Genomic DNA, 19,311 nt, shown 5'->3' with positions numbered 1-19,311 from the left:
CCGCCCACCGGATCGCTTCCGCCCACCGGATCGCTTCCGCCCACCGGATCGCTTCCGCCCACCGGATCGCTTCCGCCATCCGGGTTGCTCGCGACTACGGTGGATGGAGCAGTACCAATCGTTTTGGAGCTACCCTCGCGCTCGCTATCGGGAGTGCCGACGGTCATCAAGCGCACGCCAAAGGTGCTCGAGGTAAAGTCACTCAAACTCAATCCAGCGCCGGAGATGGTAAAGGTGGTCGTTTGATAGTCATCTCCACCGGAAATTCCCTGCCGACCAATTTCTACTCCAGCGTTGAAGTTAATGCCAGTACCGTTGAGCTTAGCACTGTTGCCGATGCGTCCAGATTCGTTCGCGGTTCCCTCAATGGCAGTGATGGGGCCTCCAGAAACCGGGGAAATCGTGACTGCGCTGCCATTAGGAAGATTTAAGAAAACGCCGCGCAGGTCGCCGATCGCTCCGGTGGGGCCGGGGACCACATCAACCGTCGCTTGAATCGGGCCGCTAGGGTCGGTTTGCGACAGCTCTATTTGTACGGTGGGATAATCCGCCGCCTTATCGCCGTTGGTGGCGTCACTCAGGTCGAGAGTTAAAGTATCGGCGTTGGCTGGTGCGGCAATTAACGCGGTTGAGGCGAAGGCAAAACCAACGGTGGCGATCGCGGTTTTGGTCAAATTAGAAGTTAGAGCTTGTTTGTTAATCATCGATAGAACCTCCGAGTTCATAGCTTAGCAGCGCCCAAGAGAGAGAAAGTCTGAGGGTGTGACCTGCTTCTTTTGCTCATCTGTCTTATTATTGCCTTGTCTTTTTGCGTATGTCTAGAGGTTTAGGTCTTTCTTCATCAAAAAAATATAGAGTTTTCCTTTTTGTGAAGTGTTGATGAGCTGCGGGAAAATTCAGCAATATGGCTGATGACTTTTTTCCCACCTTGTAGAATTCCGTGAAAATCCCGAGGCCAAATCCATAGCCATTCACAAATCTTCAATTATTGGCAAGAATATTTTTTGGCGACAGAAATTTAAAAAACCTCTGTCATGCTATCGGTTTGGGAAAGCGCAAACGCTTGTCATGTAGGGGATACGCTCTTTCGGTAAGCTCAACAAATTTCCGTTTGTGTTCCTGCTGCGTTGGCGCAACTGCCGGCATTTTCTGTCTCTGGCGGTTCCACGGTTGTTAAGCAACTTAATGACAATTTCCCGGAACTGAAAGGACACCCTCTTCCCTAGCCGGCTAGGCTTTTTGGTCCAAAAAGGGTCTGGGTTTTTCCGAAAGTGGCACTGGAAAATGTCTCCTTGGGGCGCAGGTTAATGAATCCGATCGCCGGTTTTTCTATTGCTAATAAATTGGCCCCGGTTGTTTATCTACCTGTGGCTCGATTTTCTCTAGGCGATCGACACCCCCCGTGCGATCGCCTCGTCACGCCCTCTCCTCTATTGTGCAATCTTTGCCAAAATTGGGGTGGAGGGGCCATCCACCCTCGCCGGGGTTGCATTTCCCTGGATCCCTGGATAAAAAAAGTGGGGGTGCAATGTCACACCACCCACTGACATGCCAGACTATTGGCAATCGCCAATTCGCAATTTTCTCAATTTACCCCCCTAAAATGGCGTCAGGGATTCTCCTGCAGCTTTCCATCCGTTGACACTGGGGGGGAAACTCATTACGTTGTTGTAACCCAGCAGTTGCAAGACGGTCATCCCCATTGTGGACCGATGCCCGCTCGAACAATAAAGCACCACGGGTTTATCGGTGGGGATTTTCTCCAGATTATCGGCTAGCGATCGCAGGGGAATATTCACCGCATCCGGAAGATGACCCATCGTATATTCGGCAGGCGATCGCACGTCTACCAGCAGCATATCCGGATGATAACTCCTAAAGTCTTTAAACGCTTTCACCCCGAGCAAAGCATAATATCCCTTGGGTACATTTTCCAGAAACTTCTTGGCGGCGATCGCATCAAATGCCGGCTCCTCTTGTGCAGTAGACGCCTCCGCCACCAGGCTCTCTCTCCCGGCACTAATCCCCTCCGCAGCAGCCGTTTGCGGAGCTGAAAACACGCCCAAAACCGTCACGATAAAAAACAACAAACTGAGAATACTTGTGGCAATAATCTTGCGGATTTTCATGTTAATTTTACCTCCTTTTATCGTCTCATTTACTGTTAAAATAACTGAGTTAATCGAATCTTTGGGGTGAGGACAATCTATCGATTCCGATAGTGTGTTACCCCCCGCTTCTCTTTGGCGGGTTAATTTCACTCACCCCATTATTGTTTTCTACGCCTTCACCGCCAGATTTTCTTCCCAGAGGCGCGGCCCAGAGGCGCGCCGAATATCCCGCCAAATTTGCGTAGCGGCTAAGGCTCCATCCCCCACCGCCACCGCCACTTGATTTAATCCCACTTTTAAATCACCAATGGCAAAAATTCGCGGGTGAGAAGTACGCCCCATTTTGTCAGTGACGATATTTTGCCCTTTGAGTTCTAAATCGATGCCTTTTAGATAGGTGCTATGATAGTGCGACCCCATCGAAATCAATCCGGTTTCTAATTCCACTACCGTACCATCCACTAATTCCACGCCAGTCATGTGGTGATTTTCGCCGAGGAACTGTTTGATGGGGGTTTCTATCAGACGATAACCATGCGATCGCAGTTTTTCTCGCATTTCTCCACTCACCTCAAACAACCCATGCGTGAAAATAGTAATATACGGCGTAAACCAGCTTAAATTAAACACCATCTCCTCAATGCTGGCTTCGGAACCAGCAAAGAACCCACAGTGCTTGTCGGTCATTTCATAGCCATCGCAAACCATACAAACATGCAGGTTATATCCAGCATAGTCAAAGACATTTTTCATGTCTTCTAAGGGCACTAAATGGTCGATAATCCCACTGGCAGCAATTAAATATTTTGACCGAAACACGGGATAAATGCTATTTTGCCGACCGACTTTCACCCGCACGGCAAAGGTTTCTCCCTCATCGATGACTTCTTCCACATAACCGTTTAACATATCCCCATCCAGGGAACTGTAATGCTCTTTCCCTTGTTTGAGCAATACGCGCCCGGGAGTATCCGGCGGCAACCCTAAATAATTGTGCAGTTCTTGCATCCAAAATGACCGTGCTTTGCCTTTATCGATGATTAAACTCGAAAGCCGAAATCGTTGCAAATAGACGCCGGCAGATAGTCCCCCGGCTCCTCCGCCGACGATGATAGCATCATAAATGCGATCGCGGCGTTCTTCCAGATTTTTTTTCGTCAGTTGCATGGCTGCTTTTCTCCTTGACCTGAAAAATGAAACAATCGGTTAAGTAAAGGCACGGGATTTGCACCCCTATTGTCATCTATCTCGGCAAAAATTACCTAAAACTTCGATAATTAAAGCGGGAATTTAGACCGAATAGAGAGCAGTTTTAAGAGGTGCCGGGGATGAATTATCCCCGGCAGTGGCGAGCTGTATCCTGCGGGTGCAAAAACAAAATGAAGCGCTAACTCAACGGAAGGACTTACACTGAAGTCGCCGGGGTTGGTTCGTTGCCTTTGCGGGTTTCAAAGCCGAGTTTTTTCCATTCTACCATGCCGCCGGTGACGTTATAAACGCGCTTGAATCCCCATTTTGCCAGTTGTTTGGCGACTATCGGACTGCGATGAGCGGTGAAGCAAATAATCGCAATTTCTCGCTCTGGAGACAGGTTTTGAAACCACTCGGGCCACATCCATTGGCGCAACAGGGGAATGCTTCCCATCAGTACCCGAGGTAAGCTCAGGTTGAGGGCATTCGGTGCATGTCCGCTTTTATATTCCAAGTTGGAGCGCACGTCAATGAGTAGGGGGGGATTGCTGAAAGCGACAAATTCTTGTGGGGAAATATTGGTTACGGAATTGTCGAGTTGATTGCTCATGTTAATCTCTCCTGGTTATGCGATCGCTGTGTCTTTTCTGACTTGTCTTTTCTCAGTGGGTTGAGGAGGATGGGCATTGCCCACCCTAGGGTTAAAATGTCTCAAATTCTTATACCCACCACGGTTTTTGGCCGGTGCGCGGATCGATGTCGTTCCAAGGTGCGATCCAAATGCGATCGCCTTCTATGCTGATGCGAACTAATTTCAAAGGTCTATCCGCCGGACCGCGTTCCACGGATCCATCGGGAGCAAACCGGGAACCGTGACAGGGACATTGGAACTGTTCGTCCATTTCGTTCCACGGAAAGGTGCAACCAAGGTGAGTGCAGTTGTTCACAATGCCGCGATCGCCGAGGGTACCGTCTTCTTTCACGGTTAAATATGTCGGTTCCCCCGCTAAACCCGCCACTAAGGCGCGGGTCCCCACCGGTTCGGCCAAAATTTGACTGGCCCGAATCGGATTGCCGATTTTGTCTTTGGCTAAAATCGCACCGCCTTCGGTGGTTTCTGAGGGCGGGACAAAGTATTTGGACACCGGATAAATTGCAGCGCCTGCCGTCGTCGCTACCGCCGCACCGGTGAGAAAATTCAGCAGCTTGCGCCGCGACATCGAGGGACTATTCAATCTCAGTGTCTCGTCCATAAGTAAATCCTCCTAAGCAATTTTCAATCGAATTGCGTTCTATAATAGTTGTATCACTATTTAGTTATTTAGTCAAGGGTTAACGAAAATTTTTCTCGTTTATCCCCTAGGGGAGGATGAAGAATTAAGACTTGAGAATGGAGAGTTGAGAATTAAGCAATTTCTTGCGCTGTGCTGGTTTTCGGGTTTGCCAGGGTTCCCCGACCCTGGGGGAATTCTTGCAATCCCTCTACAATCTTATCTTGCGATCGAGGATTACAGATTGTCAATTTCGGATAACGAATCCCGGGAAAATCTTGACAGAAAAATGGTCAGGTGATTAAATAAGTATGTAGTGATAAAATGGAAATCGACCCCACCGAGGGAAAGCGGGTGCTTGGCTCTGTGGGAATCGCGGGCGATCGCCTACCATTAAGGGTGAGGCAACAAAACGGGAGGATGTAAAGACTGATGGCTCATATCGTTGTAATTGGTGCGGGGATAGGCGGATTACCCACCGCCTATGAATTGCGGCACCTGCTTCCCCGCGAGCATCGAATTACGCTGATTTCCAATCAGCCAAGGTTTACGTTTATTCCCTCCTTGCCTTGGGTAGGATTGGGGTTAATGTCACTCGATCGCATCCAACTCGAAGTCAGCAAACTGTTAAAAAATCGGGGCATTGCCTGGAGTGAAGGCAAAGTCACGCGACTCGATCCCGAAGGGCAAAAACTGTGGCTCGGAGAAGAACAAATCGAATACGACTATCTGGCGATCGCCACCGGCGCGGAACTCGCCTTAGACGAGACTCCCGGACTCGGACCGGAAAATGGCTGGACCCACTCAGTGTGCAATGCAAATCATGCCATACTCGCGCGCGAAGCCTGGGAGAAATTCTTAAAAAATCCCGGCCCACTGGTGGTGGGAGCTATGCCAAAAGTCAGTTGTATGGGACCAGCTTATGAATTTGCATTATTAGCCGATTATGTATTGCGAAAGCTAAAATTGCGCGATCGCGTTCCCATCACCTTCCTCACCCCAGAACCCTATCCCGGGCATCTGGGAATTGGTGGGATGGCAGACTCTTATGAATTAGTCACCCGGTTGTTAGCCAAACGGGAAATAGAAGTCATTGCTAATGCAGAAATTACAGAAATTGCTCCCGAAAAAATTGCCTTAGCCGATGGATCTTGCCTGCCTCATTCCTATGCTATGCTACTCCCGCCATTTCGAGGACCGCGTTTCGTCAGAGAACTGCCCGGATTTGCAGACAAAGATGGATTTATCCCCGTTTTGCCCACCTGTCAGCATCCCCGATTTTCCTCGATTTATGCAGCAGGCGTCGTGGTGCAACTCGCACCGCCAGAAGCCACCCCAGTGCCCGTGGGAGTCCCCAAAACCGGACAAATGACTGAGGCAATGGGAATGGCTGTGGCTCATAATATTGCCCTCAAATTAGGCGCGATTTCTGGCGCGACAATTACCCCGACTTTAGATGCAATTTGTATGGCGGATTTTGGCGATACGGGTCTTGTATTTATCGCCGATCCGGTGTTACCCGATCCAGTCACCAAACAACGCACCCGCGCCTTCGTCAAACAAGGTCGCTGGGTGTGCTGGGGTAAAGTTGCTTTCGAGCAATATTTTCTCGCTAAAATGCGCTTCGGATTAGCTATTCCCTGGTTCGAGCGTTTTGGACTGAAATTGTTAGGACTTTCTCTCGTTGAAGCTACAGGAGACTCGACACCGATCGCAGGAGTTACTCAATGGAAATGAATTTAAAGCCAGAGGAATTTGAATCTTTGGCAGAACGGTTTAAAATTCTCGGAGAACCCACCCGGTTGCGGATTTTGTCGGCAATTTGCGGTTCCGAACGCAACGTGCAGGAAATCTGCGATCGCACCGGGTTGCAGCAAGCCAATGTTTCCAAACACCTCCGCTTGCTCAAAAATGCTAAAATTGTGGCTTGTCGCCGGGTTGGAGTATGCCGCTACTATCGGGTTATCGATCCGGATTTGTTAAACCTGTGCGTACACACGCGCAAGCTGATGCAGCAGCAAGAAACTATGGTGCGATCGACGGTATAATCGGGGATGCATAGGCTCTCAGTTCTCAAACATGCCAGGTGCCTACCATTGTTTTCAACCCGCAAGCGTTTTGGATTCCCATAACTGAGAGTCGGTTTGGGTACCGCCAAATCAGACATCCCCCATTTTCCCGCGAACAGACAACCATTCCCCCATCACCTTTCCCCTAGCTCATTGTGTCGATCAATCCATCGCTTGATGGAAATACAAAGCTATAGTTAAAAAGGAGACCCCAACTATGAGAAAGTATCCAGGGTTTAAAACGGTTTCTCGCCTGCTACTCGCAGCGATCGCCACGATTTGGCTGTTTACCTTACATCCCCAGCCGGCGATCGCGCTTCCTGACCCCGCCCAACTCGCAAAAGCGGTGCGAGAAATCGAATACCTCGATGGAATGCGCGCCGGTTTAGCCTCCACCCTGGAAGATAACACCGAAGAACCCACCCTGCAAACCATGAAAGAAGTGTGCAAACCGGTGGGCATGAAAGCCAAAAAACTAGCAGAAGAAAACAACTGGCAAGTGAAACAAATTGCCAAAAAATATCGCAATCCGGCCCATAAACCGGAAAACGTCCAGGTGCAAATGGCACTAACCAAACTGGATCTCGATCCGGAATTGATGGGATTTTGGGAACGAACCACCGTTAACGGCGAACCCGGAACCCATTACTATCGCCGCATTAACGTGGAAGCCAGTTGTCTCGCCTGTCACGGCGCGAAAGACGATCGCCCCCAATTTGTGAAAGAAAACTATCCCCAAGATTTGGCCTATGATTTTGAAGTCGGAGACTTGCGCGGGATGTATTCCGTGTTTATTCCCGATGAAATTCAGCAAGGCGTAAAAGAAGCGATCGCCAATTAGAAATTCCCCCTATTGTGGGGAAAATTGCTGTAATTTTGGTAAAAAAACGCGGCAATTTTCCCTACTTTTTTTGATGAATTAATTGCCCAAATCAAGGGATTGCCTCGTTGAAAAAATTGGTAAAAAAAAGCATGAGGAGGTCAGAGAATGAGTTGGAGAATCGGACAAATTGTTTCCTTGCTTTTAATTTTGGGTGCGGTGATGTTGTTGCTGGTTATCGATATCGGCAGTTTTTCCACGGAAATTAGCTATAATCCCGCGTTCCAAATTTCCGAAAGCAATGGGCGATCGCAGCTTGCAATTCCCAACCCTGATAGTTTGTCTTGGGCGGACATTGAAGACTGGTTGAACCGTGCGATCGGCGATTAAACATCTCCCGAAAATCCCTGCTTCGCCCCTAACTCGCTTTCCCCTGGGAACGAGTCTAATTAAATCCGTTCCCTACTACCCTTTTTCCACAGGACTCACGCACCGAAATCACGGGTAGGGTGGGCAACTCGTTGCCCACCCTACCGCTCGCTTTTCCCCTGGAAAAGTCTAATGTAACCCGTTCCGTAACTTGACAAAAAAGCGCCAAAATGATAAACAGAATTTGCCGAAAACTTTCTAAATTTGGCGGATTGGACGCCGGCATTCTCTGGCTGGTGATTCATTTCAGCAGTTTTCCCGCCCTGGCGGCGGACATTGAACCCGGAAAACACCTCTCGGAAGCGCGATCGCCATTAACTGCGATCGCCTCCGTCACAGAAAACCCCGATAACATACAGCAAACAATGGTTAATTCTTTTCAACAGCACCCGCGCCGATTCGGTTGCGGGGGTTCCGGACATCGCAAGCGGTACGGACAAGGCAAATTTGGAGGATGTGGGCGAGGGTCTTTCACTGCACAGAAAGCCAACCCCAGGGCCAGCAAAACCCTGGATGCGGAAACTCATCAAGCGCTCATCGAAGCCATCAACGATGAATATAAAGCCCGTGCCTTTTACGAAGCAATTCTCAACAAATTCGGGCCGATTCGACCCTTTAGCAATATCATTCATTCCGAAGCCAGACATGCGGAAATGTTGAAGCGCCTGTTTGTCAAATATGGCTTACCCATCCCGGAAGATACCTTTACCGGCAATATGGAAGCGCCCGAAAGCTTGTTCGCCGCTTGTCAAGCTGGTATCCAAGGGGAACTGGATAATATGGAAATGTACGATCGCTTTTTTTCCGTCGTCCGCGAACCGGATATCCTAGACGCATTTTCCCGGTTGCAAAGTGCTTCGCAACAACGGCATTTGCCCGCGTTTCAACGTTGCGCTCGTCGCTACAGCCAGTCGCAATAATTTTGTCCGGTGCAGAGGGATTGCGCCCGCTTGCTCTCGCTCTCGCGATGGATTTTGGTCTCGTTTTTATTTTGAGACTGCAAAATGTAAAGTTATGTTAAACCTCTCCCGCGAAGCTGACAGACGGTTTCCGGGAGAGGCTTGCTTTATTTTTCATGCAATTTCATCATAAAACAACCAAAAGGCAAAAATTTTTATTGCTTTTACTATGCATGGTAATTGTTGGCGAATTTTACAGAGTATTCATTGCTCCATAAGGGTTTTAGCTATGCTGTCATATTTTAATTACTTGCAATTTTAAAATAAAATAATCCGGTTCGACCCTCGGGAATTTCTCACCCCGCATATTTGCTCATTGACAATATAACTAGATAGTCATAGACTAGAATTAAATCGATCTAGAACCCAGCAGAGGTAGATATGAAACCCAATCAATTCTCCACCAAAATCATCAACAGCGCTTTAGTGGGACTGTCTGTCAGCGCGATCGCAGCGATCGCCCCTGCAGTGCGGGCAGTAGAATTCCCGGATGGAACCGTCGCCTTCGATCGCCCTCCGGAATTTGTCGAAGTGGATGTCAACCACAACTGCGTCAGCATGCCGGCGGATTATTTCTTCACCTTGCAGGTGCCAGAAAATGGAGGCGAACCGGTGCAACGCCTGACCATCTCACAAGAAGAAGGACTCGAGGAGATAGACTTCAACGTAGAAGTCACCGCCGCCTGTGAAAGCGAACGCAAGGGAGAACCAATTGCGATCGCAGATGTAACCCGCGATCCAAATGGGCGCAATGTGTCGATCGCCTTTGAACGTCCCATCCAACCGGGCGAAACCGCGATCGTGCGCCTCCATACCAATCGCAACCCCCAAACCGACGGCATTTACTTATTTGGCGTTACCGCATTTCCTGAAGGCGATCGGGTTCGCGGTCAGTTTTTAGGATTCAAGCGCCTACAATTAACCGCTGACTGATGAGTTTGAAACTCAACAACCAGCTAAGCATTAAATTTCACGATCGGAGGGTGGGGATAGCTCACCCTCCGAGTTATCGATCGCCATAAAAGTTAGCCGGACGATTCTCGCGATCGCACAGAAAACACAGGGCGATCGCGACTCAAACATTCATCGAGAGTGACAACAGAAAATAGAGTGGCATTGGATGGAACCGCCATTACGGGATACCACCAGGAAACCCCCTGCCCTCCTCATCTCCGAGCCGGGATTTTCCCTGGGGTAAAAAGCGGTTTCAGCGCACGGTTTCGCGCAGAGCTTCCGCATCAATCGGTTTAATTAAATAAAGCCGCAACAAGTCGCCAACAATAGCTAAGTTGAGGGGAAGTTTGCGGAAGAACTTCACCAGTTTAGGTGCCTTGCTTTTTTCGATTTCGGCGATTTTTAAATTGCGATTGCTGCAGCGACTCATGCGCGCGAAAAACTCCGGATGCTCCACATCGAGAACCACCGGAAATGCCCGGGCGGCGGTGTTGTTCGTCTGGCGAGTCACTTCCTTATCGAACTCCGTGGGGTCTAATCCCAAAGAGATGTAAAAATCTGCCCGTTCGTGAACCGTGAGGGTATGAGTGGCAAATACGGTTAGTAAAAAGAAACGCGCCCACAACCGAGATTTCCAGTTATTCCACATTTTCGGTTGCGATCGCAACAGGGCCTTAAAAATATCCCCGTGACGGTTTTCATCCTGACACCAGCTCTCGAAGAACCGGAAAAGCGGATAAAACTGATTTTCCGGATGGGATTCTAAATGACGAAAAATCGTAATATAGCGCCAGTAGCCAATTTTTTCCGACAGATAAACTGCATAAATCACCCACTCGGGCTTAAAAAAGGTGTAATGACGGGCTTTCGTGATATAGCCTAAATCTAAAGTGGTGGTAAAATCGCTCATCGCCTTATTTAGAAATCCCGCGTGACGGGCTTCATCGCGCGCCATCAGACTGAAGATTTCTGCCAACAGGGGATTGGCGTTTTTCACTTTCCGAGAGATTTCCTTAAACAGGAGAAACCCGGAAAACTCTGACATGCAGGACCGTTCTAAAAATTCCACAAAGGCGCTGCGGGTTTGTTCGTCAATCTCATCCCAGGACCGTTCAAACTCCTCATCGCGCACGAAGTGGTGGCGGTTGTAGTCATTCCGCATTTCTTCGAGCATGGCTTTGAGTTCGGTTTCCTGAGACGAGATATCCATGCGAGAGATCGCCTCAAAATCCGTGGTGTAAAACCGAGGCGTCAGAACGGTTTCCTCCGTCGCCACCGCTTCAGAGTGGGATTTGCGATCGCCCAGGGTTGGTTTGGATGCTGTGTTTACCATGATTGGCTCTCCATGACTGTATGACCAGATTATTCTATAACGATACATCCGCATTTGGCGAAATATTAAGTTTTGAAAAGTTTTTGGGCGGGGCGTTAACGTTTGACATCCATACAGCTATATAATCATTTAAGCTTTCAGGGAGAGCGGTAGATCCCGCCCCGCATCTCCCTGCGCGCCATCCGCCACCCCCACCGGGGGACTTGGATGCGGATAGCGAGTCCCAGTGCGGGTTCGAGACATCGCCAATGAATAGCAATTTAGCCATCAAACTTCGCGAAGCCACTAAAAAACCCCATACCTCATCGGAAAATGCGGGTTTTATCAAGTGTTTTCTCAAAGGAGCGATCGACAAAAAGTCCGTGGAAAAATTAACCACGAGTCTCTATTTCGTTTATAGTGCTTTAGAGTCAGAAATGCAACGCCATCAAGACCATCCGGTGGTGAGTGCGGTATATTTTCCCGAAATTCAACGCCGACCCAATTTAGAAGAAGACTTGAGCTTTTTCTACGGGGAAGATTGGCGCGGACGCATTTCTCCTTCTCCCGCTTGTCAGCAGTTTATCGCCCGCCTGCGCGAAATTTCTGCCAGCGCCCCGGAATTATTAATTGCTCATGCTTACACCCGCTACATGGGGGATATGTCCGGGGGTCAAAACTTTAAAAAAGTGGCGAGAACCGCCCTAAACCTTCCGGGAGACAAAGGAACCGCATTTTACGAGTTCCGCAAACTCCCAAATCTCGATGAGTTTAAGGGGAAATACCGCCAACGGTTAAACGAACTAGACATCGACGAAGAAATGGCCGATCGCATCGCCGCTGAAGCCGAAAAATCCTTTACCCTCAGTCGCGCTTTATTCAAAGAACTCGAACCGGGTTTGATTGAAGCGATCGGTCAAGAAGAATTCGACCGTCACGCCGGTATTCGCCGTCCGGGTAGCACGGAATTGGTCAGCAGTCAATAGGGTGGTAAACCATTTATCGTGGATTGCGAGCGATTTACAGCCAGTCGATTGGCAACTCGCGACTGGGCAAAACCTAGTCGCGACCCCTCAGCCTTGGGGCTGGGTTTAGGCAGCGATCGCCATTTTTATCCTTTTGAATTCAATCCTTGGAGAACTATCAAACTCATGCATGTATTTAACCCCGACGTCAAATTTGATTCTCAACTGATCTCGAAATACGACAAACCCACCCCTCGCTACACCAGCTACCCCCCCGCCACAGAATTAAGCACGGATTTTAACCACACCGAGTTTCACAATGCGATCGCTTTGGGGAATCAAAACCAAACCCCCTTGTCGCTTTACTTTCACGTGCCCTTTTGCGAAAGCGCCTGCTATTTTTGCGGCTGTAACGTAATTATTACCCAGAAAAAGGAATTAGTGGTCGAGCCTTATTTGGATTATCTGTATCGCAATATCGAACAGGTAGCCTCGTTAATCGATCGCGATCGCAAAGTGGTTCAGCTACACTGGGGCGGCGGGACGCCGAATTACTTAATGCCCCATCAAGCCGAAACTTTGTGGACCGAAATCAATCGTCATTTTACCTTTGACGAAAATGCGGAAATTTCCCTAGAAATTAACCCCCGGTATGTAGACCGCAATTATATCTTCCACTTGCGGAATCTCGGATTCAATCGCATCAGTTTTGGCATCCAAGACTTTCACCCGCAAGTACAAGAAGCAGTGAACCGGGTACAACCGGAAAAAATGCTGTTTCAAGTGATGGAATGGATTCGCGAAGCCGGGTTTGAGAGCGTGAATGTGGACTTAATTTACGGACTTCCGTTCCAAAACCTGCAAACCTTTACCGATACGGTGGAAAAAACCCTGCAACTGAGTCCGGATCGGATTGCGGTGTTTAATTTTGCCTATTTGCCTGCGCTCAAACCAGTGCAGAAAAATATTTCTCCCGATGCACTTCCGGGGGCGGCGGAAAAACTCGATATTTTGCAAATGACCATCGAGAAGCTCACCGGAAATGGGTATCAGTTTATTGGCATGGATCACTTTGCCAAAGACAATGACGAACTGGCGATCGCGCAACGGGAACAAACCCTGCACCGGAATTTTCAAGGCTATACCACTAAAGCCGGGTCTTCGGATTTATTCGGCTTTGGTCTGACCTCGATTAGCATGTTGGATAGCCTGTACGTGCAGAATCACAAGGGGTTGAAAGACTATTATCGAGCCATTGACCAGGGGAATCTGCCGATTGCCAAAGGTGTAGTGGTCTCCGCTGAGGATCGGATTCGCCGGGAGGTTATTATGGAGCTGATGTGTCATTTTACCCTGGATAAAACTGCGATCGCGCAAAAATATAACCTCGACTTCGATAAGTATTTTGACCGAGAAAAATACGAACTAGAATTGCTCGAAGCCGATGGACTGGTGCGCCTCTACCCGGATGAAATCGAGGTGACACCCACCGGGCGGTTGTTGATTCGCAACATTGCTTCCATTTTTGATGGGCGAACTCGCGACAAGATTATAAAGAAATTATCAAAATCAATTTGACCCTTGATTTCAGTTGATAAAATTGAAAGAAACCTCAAGGGAGGAAGCAGATGACTCACACAACCAACACCCCGCCCGAATTAGCTCAGATTCCACCCGGGTATCTCAATATCATGGGATATGTGGACGAGTCAGAAGTGAATGGCCCAGGAAAGCGCGCCGTGGTGTGGGTACAAGGGTGTTTGCGAGAATGTTCCGGATGTTTCAACCCCGAGTCTTGGTCGTTTGAACCCAATCAGTTGATTTCGGTAGACGAACTCGCCGAGAAAATTCTCAGCAATGAAAATAACCAAGGTGTTACCTTTTCTGGGGGGGAACCCTTTTGGCAAGCCCCCGCATTGGTGCAACTGGCGAAGAAGTTAAAAGCTGCCGGTTTTAACGTGATGTCTTTTACCGGATTTACCCTGGGAGAATTGCAAGGGGAAAATGCACCGCCTGCGGCGGGGGAATTGTTAGAACAGCTTGACATCTTGATTGACGGACCCTATGTGGAGTCGTTGGCGATTAATTCTCCCGAGTCCCCCGTCTCCTCTCGCAATCAGCAAGTTCGGGTCTTCAATCCCGCGTTGAGAGATAAAATTTCCTGGGCGAGCGATCAGATGGAGATTCACGTGCTTAAAGATGGGTCTCGGATCGTCACCGGGTTTCGCGGACATATGGATTTGGCGGAAGGGTAAGGTTTTTTCGGGAATCTAAATCGGTCGCAAGGTTAGCGGTTGCTACTTTGCGGCTTTTTTTTGCCCGATCGCACCGATCCTTGACTCCCGCCCCATCCGTCGCCAGCCCATCCATTATTGCGCCCGGCGCGCCACCGTTTGACGGCGAATCGGCCCTGTGTTATGTCAGGGCGGGTTTATTTACGCGATCGCCTCGGGTTCAATTATGATAAAACTTGGGACACACCCCTGTCTCCTTTGTGGAGCAACCCCCTGATTGATGTGGATTGGTTTTCACGCGATCGAATCTCTCGATCCGAGAACAACGGCCAATTGCTGTAATATCGGTTACAAATTCCGATGTTAAATTCAGGATTTTTGTATATCTTTTCGGCTGTTTTTACAGAGATTTATGTGATTTATTGTTGTTATTTTTCAAGATTTATTGCTTTTAGAAACCAACTCGTTCGTGGTTTTTTGGACAATTTTAACGCCCAGAAGCCGAGGATGTAGAGTTGAGAGCCAAAAGTGCTTAATGTTTAGAGAGACGAGAGGGTGGCGATGGTGTCCGTTTGCTGACTTGCTGCAAGACTTTCGGTGCGGAAAGCATCGGAGGGTGTGGGGGGCGGGAAGGGAGGCGATCGCCACGCCAGAGATTATTTAAGATTAAACGAAGTGTCGTAATTGACCTCCTCCATGACTCAGATTCTAGTGATTGATGATGACCCTACCGTTCGAGTGGTGCTAACCAGAGCCTTGCAGAAGCAGGGATATCAGGTAACGGTTGCCAGTAATGGCGAAGAAGGGATGAAACAGGCGTATCGACAGTTACCCGCCCTAATCGTTTGCGATTGGATGATGCCGCTCGTGGATGGGCTGGAAGTTTGCCGTCAGATCAAAGCTCATCGAGAGTTGTCCATCACCTTTTTCATTTTACTGACGGCCCGGGGGGCGACCGAGGATCGGGTAATGGGGTTAGACACCGGTGCGGATGAATTTCTCTCGAAACCCATCGAGATTAACGAATTAAAAGCCAGAGTGCGAGCGGGGCTGAGGATCCACCAGCTCAATCAGGACTTGCGAAGTTCAAAGCGAAAATTAGAAGCGGAATTAGCCGAGGCGGCGGATTACGTGCGATCGCTGCTACCGCTTCCCATGAACGAACCGGTGGCGATTTCCAGTCGATTTATTCCCTCACGCCAACTCGGGGGAGATTGCTTTGACTATTACTGGTTAGATCGCGATCGCCTGGTGATTTACTTGCTCGACGTTGCCGGTCATGGTTTAGCCGCCACCTTGCCTTCGGTTTCGGTATTAAACTTACTGCGATCGCGCTCCTTGGGGGGAGTAGATTTCGCCCAACCCAACGAAGTGTTAACCGCATTAAACGAACACTTCCAAATGGACCTCCAGCAAGACAAATATTTTACCATCTGGTACGGCGTTTATCATCAAGGGCAAAGGGAACTCACCTATGCCAGTGCGGGTCATCCTCCCGCCTTATTATTTTCTGGGGAATCCAACAGCGAGCCAAACGTGCAACACCTTCGAACCAAAGGCTTACCCATTGGCATGTTTCCCAAAACCCAATATCATCAAAACTCTTGTAAAATAGAAGCATCCAGCACCTTGTACGTCTTTAGCGATGGCGTTTACGAAATCAATCAGCCTGACGGTACCCTATGGGGTCTGGATGCCTTCGCCAATCTGCTCGCTCACTATCGAGCCAAACACGAACACCGCATCGATTTAGCAAAATTGTTAGCTCGCCTACAGAGTTTAAACCCGGACAAAAACTTCGACGATGACCTGTCATTACTCGAAATTAATTTTACCCCATAAGGGATTCCGGGATGCAATGTTGGCTGAAAAAACTAACTGGCGTCAACGACTTTCTGTTTGAATGTTTCTTCGTCGGGGTAAACTTTAAACACCCGATCCATGCTCGTTAGTTCAAACAACATTCTGACTTGATCGTTAATCGAGCAAATCGACATTTTCGCCCCAGCGGTGCGGACCATTTTCAGTGCGGAGACTAACCCGCCCAACCCCGAACTATCAATAAACGTCACATCCTGGAGATTGACTAAGATAATCTCGGGGTTGTTGTCCAGGCATTCCCGGACGGTTTTGCGGAATTTCTGCGCTTGAGTACCATCTAAAATCCCGGTGGGGCGCACGATTTCAAACTTAGGGTCAGAACTCATAGGGATGTTGCACAGTCAGCGTAAGGTTTGCATTCGAGAACGTTACTGATGTGGATAAATAATAGCAATCCGAGACAAGGGAAAGTCAAGCAGTTTCCGGAATGGGGGAATGGGTGAGGGGAAAAGCGAAGACTGGCGTCAGTCGATATTTCCCGTTCCCCATTTCCTTAGCGGTGGAAAATATTAGGTTCTCTTCGGTTTAAAGGTAGAAGCAACATGCAACTCCTTCAACTGGAGATTATCCACCGTAGCTGGAGCGCCGGTCAACAAACAGCGTGCCTGCTGCGTCTTCGGAAAGGCGATCGTATCGCGAATCGAATCTTCCTCAGCGAGCAACATGACAAAGCGATCTAAACCGTAAGCAATGCCACCGTGAGGCGGAGTGCCGTACTCAAATGCTTCGAGCAAAAAACCAAATTTGCTGTAAGCATCCTCGATGGATAATCCGATCGCCTCAAATACTTTTTCCTGAATTTCGCGCTGATAAATCCGCAGACTGCCCCCGGCGATTTCCAACCCATTGTAAACCAGATCGTAGGCTTGAGCGCGAGCGGATTCGATCTGGTCTACATCCTCCGGTTTGGGTGCGGTAAACGGGTGATGCAGTGCTTCTAAGCGCTGTTCGTCGGGATTCCATTCAAACATGGGAAAATCCGTCACCCACAGCAGATTAATTTTGCTTTCATCGATCGCCCCCAACTGACGGGCGACGGTTTGCCGCAGGCGATCGAGGGTTTTATTCACCGTTGCCGTATCTCCGGCCCCAAACAGCAGCAAATGACCCGGTTGTGCATCGCAGCGGCGGAGCAATTCTTCTGTTTGTTCGGCGGATAAATTATCTTTAATTGCGCCAATTGTATCGATTTTTCCGCCGTCTTTCACCCGGATGAATGCGATGCCTTTTGCACCGGCATCAGTCGCTTCTTTAAACAGGTCGCCACCGGGTTTAATTCGCACGTTAGAAATCGCCTCATTGCCGCCGGGAATGGGCAGAACTTTCACGATTCCGCCAGCGGCGACTGCACCGGAGAAGACTTTAAAGCCACAGTCTTTGACGATATCGGAGACATTCACCAGTTCCATGCCGTAGCGAGTATCCGGGCGATCGGTACCGTAGCGCTCTACCGCTTCAGCGTAGGTGAGGCGCGGGAAGGGGCGGGGCAACTCGATATTTTTGAGGGTTTTGAACAGATGGCAAACCAATGCTTCATTGAGCTCGATGATTTCCGCTTGGGACATGAAGCTCATTTCCATATCCAGTTGGGTAAATTCCGGCTGGCGATCGGCGCGCAGGTCTTCATCGCGGAAGCAGCGGGCGATTTGGTAGTAGCGATCGCACCCCGACACCATCAATAACTGCTTAAACAGTTGCGGCGACTGAGGGAGGGCGAACCATTCCCCGGGGTTAACCCGGGAGGGAACCAAATAATCCCGCGCCCCTTCCGGGGTCGATCGCGTCAGGATCGGGGTTTCCACTTCCAGGAAGTCGTACTCATCTTCCAGGAAACGGCGGATGGCTTTAATTATTTTGTGGCGCAGTTGCAGGTTGCGCGACATCCGCGATCGCCGCAAATCCAGATAGCGATATTTCAGGCGCAACTCTTCGCGCACCGATTCCGGTTCGGCGGTGGAGACTTGGAAGGGTAACGGTTTGTAGACCGGATTGAGCAACTCGAGGCGATCGGCGTAGATTTCGATGTCGCCGGTGGGAAGTTTGGGATTGAGAGACTCGGGCGGACGTTGCGTTACCCGTCCCGTGATTTGGACCACGTATTCGTTTCGCATGGTCTCCGCATCTGCATAGGAGTCCGGGGTGCGTTGCGGATCCGAAACGATTTGCACGATACCGGTGCGATCGCGCAAGTCCAAGAAAATCACGCCACCATGATCCCGGCGGCGGTCTACCCATCCACACAGGGTGACAGTTTCTCCAATATTCTCGCTTCGGAGGAAGCCGCAATAATAGGTTCGCATGGTGGTCGATTGCAATTTTTGGCTGAGTGGATTGACAAATGAACGGCTGGGAATATTGTCTCGCACCAGGGAGGTGCGTTTCCCAGGAAACTTTTAAAATTTAGCACGAATGCTCTTCGAGCAGTGCAAAAAATCCGATAGATTTCGCCAAAAATTTCAGGGGCGACCCTGGGGTCGCCCCTGACTCAGAGGCTCAATTAGCGCTCTCATCGGGGAAGTGTGTTATTTGGAAGAATCGAACAAGGAGTCCCATGCCTGTTTCGCGGATTCCGAGAGGCGATCGCCTAAATCGCTAATTTCCTTGACGATGTTGTCCCAATTTTGCCTTGCATCCATCTCCATCAGCTTGAAGGTGTAGGCAATCCGCTCGGGATCCATAATCCGCTCTTGTTCCACCGCTGCCTTCGCTTGCTCAACCGCGTTGAGATAGGCATCGGTGGTGAATTGGCTAGCTCCTTGGATTTCGGTTTGCGCTCGCCGTTTGACAGCCTCAAACAAAGCCATCGTTTCTTGTTTGATTTGTTCGGTTTCGTTCGGCATCTCGCGGTCGATCAGCTCTTTGGTTTCCGGGCTGACTTCCACGAGGGCGCGTTCTTTTGGTACATTCGCTTCATCAGTCATTCTGATTTCTCCATTTCTTGTGATTTATCGAGGATGGATAACCTGTAGGTTATCCGTTTTTCGGGCATCACCCACCCATCACTTTACCCGGTCTTCCCTTCGGGAATTGTTGTTCTAGCTGTGACGTACTCCCGACGCCGACCGCTTAGGCGGTACGGCGCGGGCTTCTGCGCCCAGACCTTTGAGATCTGGGT

19 protein-coding genes and 1 pseudogene are annotated in these 19,311 nt (G+C 49.5%); 11 read left to right on the top strand and 9 right to left on the bottom strand.

The genetic code is table 11. From position 1 onward, the window contains the following. The 5 genes and pseudogenes from AC0QH1_RS28870 to petC all read right to left on the bottom strand — a co-directional run. Positions 1–704, bottom strand: a pseudogene (locus tag AC0QH1_RS28870) (hypothetical protein); the annotation flags it as partial. Between the two features lie 894 nt (positions 705–1,598). Then, positions 1,599–2,129, bottom strand: coding sequence for a rhodanese-like domain-containing protein (locus tag AC0QH1_RS28865; protein ID WP_324634896.1), 531 nt, complete (start codon positions 2,127–2,129; stop codon positions 1,599–1,601). 150 nt (positions 2,130–2,279) lie between these two features. Continuing rightward, the gene (locus AC0QH1_RS28860; RefSeq protein ID WP_324634895.1) at positions 2,280–3,278 is read right to left on the bottom strand and encodes an NAD(P)/FAD-dependent oxidoreductase; all 999 of its coding nucleotides are present in this window, start codon (positions 3,276–3,278) and stop codon (positions 2,280–2,282) included. Positions 3,279–3,516: 238 nt separating this feature from the next. Next, complete coding sequence (locus AC0QH1_RS28855; protein ID WP_324634894.1) at positions 3,517–3,912, bottom strand: rhodanese-like domain-containing protein; 396 nt, start codon at positions 3,910–3,912, stop codon at positions 3,517–3,519. A gap of 109 nt (positions 3,913–4,021) precedes the next feature. Next, positions 4,022–4,555 carry a cytochrome b6-f complex iron-sulfur subunit gene (gene petC / locus AC0QH1_RS28850; protein WP_324634893.1) on the bottom strand — a complete coding sequence of 178 codons (534 nt, stop codon included), beginning with the start codon at positions 4,553–4,555 and terminating at the stop codon, positions 4,022–4,024. Between the two features lie 450 nt (positions 4,556–5,005). Between petC and AC0QH1_RS28845 the strand changes: the two genes are divergently transcribed. The 6 genes from AC0QH1_RS28845 (at position 5,006) to AC0QH1_RS28820 (ending at position 9,783) form a co-directional block, all read left to right on the top strand. Next, positions 5,006–6,310: an NAD(P)/FAD-dependent oxidoreductase gene (locus AC0QH1_RS28845; RefSeq protein WP_324634892.1), complete on the top strand. Its 1,305-nt coding sequence runs from the start codon at positions 5,006–5,008 to the stop codon at positions 6,308–6,310. Beyond that, on the top strand, positions 6,301–6,621 hold the full coding sequence (locus tag AC0QH1_RS28840) for an ArsR/SmtB family transcription factor (RefSeq protein ID WP_324634891.1): 321 nt from the start codon (positions 6,301–6,303) through the stop codon (positions 6,619–6,621). Before AC0QH1_RS28845 ends, AC0QH1_RS28840 begins: the two co-directional genes overlap by 10 nt. Before the next feature lie 238 nt (positions 6,622–6,859). Then, on the top strand, positions 6,860–7,483 hold the full coding sequence (locus AC0QH1_RS28835; protein WP_324634890.1) for a Tll0287-like domain-containing protein: 624 nt from the start codon (positions 6,860–6,862) through the stop codon (positions 7,481–7,483). Between the two features lie 147 nt (positions 7,484–7,630). Continuing rightward, on the top strand, positions 7,631–7,852 hold the full coding sequence (locus AC0QH1_RS28830) for a hypothetical protein (RefSeq protein WP_324634889.1): 222 nt from the start codon (positions 7,631–7,633) through the stop codon (positions 7,850–7,852). Between the two features lie 209 nt (positions 7,853–8,061). Continuing rightward, a complete protein-coding gene (locus tag AC0QH1_RS28825) occupies positions 8,062–8,811 on the top strand; it encodes a ferritin-like domain-containing protein (protein WP_324634888.1) in 750 nt (249 codons plus the stop codon). A 420-nt stretch (positions 8,812–9,231) separates the two neighbouring features. Further along, on the top strand, positions 9,232–9,783 hold the full coding sequence (locus AC0QH1_RS28820; protein ID WP_324634887.1) for a DUF2808 domain-containing protein: 552 nt from the start codon (positions 9,232–9,234) through the stop codon (positions 9,781–9,783). Positions 9,784–10,057: 274 nt separating this feature from the next. Here AC0QH1_RS28820 and acsF read toward each other — a convergent pair whose 3' ends face one another. Next, positions 10,058–11,137: a magnesium-protoporphyrin IX monomethyl ester (oxidative) cyclase gene (acsF, locus tag AC0QH1_RS28815; protein WP_324634886.1), complete on the bottom strand. Its 1,080-nt coding sequence runs from the start codon at positions 11,135–11,137 to the stop codon at positions 10,058–10,060. A gap of 248 nt (positions 11,138–11,385) precedes the next feature. Here acsF and AC0QH1_RS28810 point away from each other — a divergent pair, with 248 nt between their 5' ends. The 5 genes from AC0QH1_RS28810 (at position 11,386) to AC0QH1_RS28790 (ending at position 16,157) form a co-directional block, all read left to right on the top strand. After that, on the top strand, positions 11,386–12,102 hold the full coding sequence (locus AC0QH1_RS28810; RefSeq protein ID WP_324634885.1) for a biliverdin-producing heme oxygenase: 717 nt from the start codon (positions 11,386–11,388) through the stop codon (positions 12,100–12,102). Positions 12,103–12,120: 18 nt separating this feature from the next. After that, entirely contained in the window at positions 12,121–13,659 is a 1,539-nt protein-coding gene (gene hemN / locus AC0QH1_RS28805) for an oxygen-independent coproporphyrinogen III oxidase (RefSeq protein WP_442957383.1), read from the top strand. 50 nt (positions 13,660–13,709) lie between these two features. Further along, positions 13,710–14,336 carry a 4Fe-4S single cluster domain-containing protein gene (locus tag AC0QH1_RS28800; protein ID WP_324634884.1) on the top strand — a complete coding sequence of 209 codons (627 nt, stop codon included), beginning with the start codon at positions 13,710–13,712 and terminating at the stop codon, positions 14,334–14,336. 514 nt (positions 14,337–14,850) lie between these two features. Further along, positions 14,851–14,979, top strand: a complete 129-nt coding sequence (locus AC0QH1_RS28795; RefSeq protein WP_324634883.1) for a hypothetical protein — start codon at positions 14,851–14,853, stop codon at positions 14,977–14,979. A 32-nt stretch (positions 14,980–15,011) separates the two neighbouring features. Continuing rightward, positions 15,012–16,157, top strand: a complete 1,146-nt coding sequence (locus AC0QH1_RS28790) for a PP2C family protein-serine/threonine phosphatase (RefSeq protein ID WP_324634882.1) — start codon at positions 15,012–15,014, stop codon at positions 16,155–16,157. A gap of 32 nt (positions 16,158–16,189) precedes the next feature. Here the strand turns inward: AC0QH1_RS28790 and AC0QH1_RS28785 are convergent, their stop codons facing one another. The 3 genes from AC0QH1_RS28785 to AC0QH1_RS28775 all read right to left on the bottom strand — a co-directional run bounded on the left by AC0QH1_RS28785 (position 16,190) and on the right by AC0QH1_RS28775 (position 19,117). Beyond that, positions 16,190–16,522: an STAS domain-containing protein gene (locus AC0QH1_RS28785; protein ID WP_324634881.1), complete on the bottom strand. Its 333-nt coding sequence runs from the start codon at positions 16,520–16,522 to the stop codon at positions 16,190–16,192. A gap of 183 nt (positions 16,523–16,705) precedes the next feature. Beyond that, positions 16,706–18,496: an aspartate--tRNA ligase gene (gene aspS / locus AC0QH1_RS28780; protein ID WP_324634880.1), complete on the bottom strand. Its 1,791-nt coding sequence runs from the start codon at positions 18,494–18,496 to the stop codon at positions 16,706–16,708. Between the two features lie 222 nt (positions 18,497–18,718). Next, positions 18,719–19,117, bottom strand: a complete 399-nt coding sequence (locus AC0QH1_RS28775; protein ID WP_324634879.1) for a hypothetical protein — start codon at positions 19,115–19,117, stop codon at positions 18,719–18,721. Between the last annotated feature and the right edge of the window lie 194 nt (positions 19,118–19,311).

It is taken from the genome of Phormidium sp. CCY1219 (genome assembly GCF_055795085.1).
The sequence above is the reverse complement of the archived record's forward strand: the minus strand, read 5'-3'. Positions and strand labels throughout refer to the sequence as shown.

Excerpts from the sequence above, each read along its gene's own strand:
- aspS (WP_324634880.1), bottom strand. The coding sequence starts at position 18,496 with ATGCGAACCTATTATTGCGGCTTCCTCCGAAGCGAGAATATTGGAGAA.
- AC0QH1_RS28830 (WP_324634889.1), top strand. The coding sequence starts at position 7,631 with ATGAGTTGGAGAATCGGACAAATTGTTTCCTTGCTTTTAATTTTGGGT.
- AC0QH1_RS28785 (WP_324634881.1), bottom strand. The coding sequence starts at position 16,522 with ATGAGTTCTGACCCTAAGTTTGAAATCGTGCGCCCCACCGGGATTTTA.
- AC0QH1_RS28865 (WP_324634896.1), bottom strand. The coding sequence starts at position 2,129 with ATGAAAATCCGCAAGATTATTGCCACAAGTATTCTCAGTTTGTTGTTT.
- AC0QH1_RS28795 (WP_324634883.1), top strand. The coding sequence starts at position 14,851 with ATGTTTAGAGAGACGAGAGGGTGGCGATGGTGTCCGTTTGCTGACTTG.
- AC0QH1_RS28800 (WP_324634884.1), top strand. The coding sequence starts at position 13,710 with ATGACTCACACAACCAACACCCCGCCCGAATTAGCTCAGATTCCACCC.
- AC0QH1_RS28835 (WP_324634890.1), top strand. The coding sequence starts at position 6,860 with ATGAGAAAGTATCCAGGGTTTAAAACGGTTTCTCGCCTGCTACTCGCA.
- AC0QH1_RS28775 (WP_324634879.1), bottom strand. The coding sequence starts at position 19,117 with ATGACTGATGAAGCGAATGTACCAAAAGAACGCGCCCTCGTGGAAGTC.
- AC0QH1_RS28855 (WP_324634894.1), bottom strand. The coding sequence starts at position 3,912 with ATGAGCAATCAACTCGACAATTCCGTAACCAATATTTCCCCACAAGAA.
- acsF (WP_324634886.1), bottom strand. The coding sequence starts at position 11,137 with ATGGTAAACACAGCATCCAAACCAACCCTGGGCGATCGCAAATCCCAC.
- AC0QH1_RS28820 (WP_324634887.1), top strand. The coding sequence starts at position 9,232 with ATGAAACCCAATCAATTCTCCACCAAAATCATCAACAGCGCTTTAGTG.
- AC0QH1_RS28810 (WP_324634885.1), top strand. The coding sequence starts at position 11,386 with ATGAATAGCAATTTAGCCATCAAACTTCGCGAAGCCACTAAAAAACCC.
- AC0QH1_RS28860 (WP_324634895.1), bottom strand. The coding sequence starts at position 3,278 with ATGCAACTGACGAAAAAAAATCTGGAAGAACGCCGCGATCGCATTTAT.
- petC (WP_324634893.1), bottom strand. The coding sequence starts at position 4,555 with ATGGACGAGACACTGAGATTGAATAGTCCCTCGATGTCGCGGCGCAAG.
- AC0QH1_RS28825 (WP_324634888.1), top strand. The coding sequence starts at position 8,062 with ATGATAAACAGAATTTGCCGAAAACTTTCTAAATTTGGCGGATTGGAC.
- AC0QH1_RS28845 (WP_324634892.1), top strand. The coding sequence starts at position 5,006 with ATGGCTCATATCGTTGTAATTGGTGCGGGGATAGGCGGATTACCCACC.
- AC0QH1_RS28840 (WP_324634891.1), top strand. The coding sequence starts at position 6,301 with ATGGAAATGAATTTAAAGCCAGAGGAATTTGAATCTTTGGCAGAACGG.
- AC0QH1_RS28790 (WP_324634882.1), top strand. The coding sequence starts at position 15,012 with ATGACTCAGATTCTAGTGATTGATGATGACCCTACCGTTCGAGTGGTG.